We start from the raw sequence: 956 nt of genomic DNA on the forward strand, positions 1-956 counted from the left end.
GACACCCCGACCCGTCACTACGCACACGTAGACTGCCCGGGGCACGCCGACTATGTTAAAAACATGATCACCGGTGCTGCTCAGATGGACGGCGCGATCCTGGTAGTTGCTGCGACTGACGGCCCGATGCCGCAGACTCGTGAGCACATCCTGCTGGGTCGTCAGGTAGGCGTTCCGTACATCATCGTGTTCCTGAACAAGTGCGACATGGTTGATGACGAAGAGCTGCTGGAACTGGTTGAAATGGAAGTTCGTGAACTTCTGTCTCAGTACGACTTCCCGGGCGACGACACTCCGATCGTTCGTGGTTCTGCTCTGAAAGCGCTGGAAGGCGACGCAGAGTGGGAAGCGAAAATCCTGGAACTGGCTGGCTTCCTGGATTCTTACATTCCGGAACCAGAGCGTGCGATTGACAAGCCGTTCCTGCTGCCGATCGAAGACGTATTCTCCATCTCCGGTCGTGGTACCGTTGTTACCGGTCGTGTAGAACGCGGTATCATCAAAGTTGGTGAAGAAGTTGAAATCGTTGGTATCAAAGAGACTCAGAAGTCTACCTGTACTGGCGTTGAAATGTTCCGCAAACTGCTGGACGAAGGCCGTGCTGGTGAGAACGTAGGTGTTCTGCTGCGTGGTATCAAACGTGAAGAAATCGAACGTGGTCAGGTACTGGCTAAGCCGGGCACCATCAAGCCGCACACCAAGTTCGAATCTGAAGTGTACATTCTGTCCAAAGATGAAGGCGGCCGTCATACTCCGTTCTTCAAAGGCTACCGTCCGCAGTTCTACTTCCGTACTACTGACGTGACTGGTACCATCGAACTGCCGGAAGGCGTAGAGATGGTAATGCCGGGCGACAACATCAAAATGGTTGTTACCCTGATTCACCCGATCGCGATGGACGACGGTCTGCGTTTCGCAATCCGTGAAGGCGGCCGTACCGTTGGCGCGGGCGTTGT

At 54.6% G+C, this 956-nt stretch carries 1 protein-coding gene; it reads left to right on the plus strand.

What is annotated here, in order from left to right:
• Positions 1–956 (plus strand): elongation factor Tu (gene tuf / locus ATB02_RS25685; RefSeq protein WP_000223459.1); only part of this gene is annotated, 956 nt, incomplete at both ends.

The sequence above is a fragment of the Escherichia sp. MOD1-EC5189 genome (assembly GCF_002966045.1).
GTDB classification, from domain to species: domain Bacteria; phylum Pseudomonadota; class Gammaproteobacteria; order Enterobacterales; family Enterobacteriaceae; genus Escherichia; species Escherichia coli_F.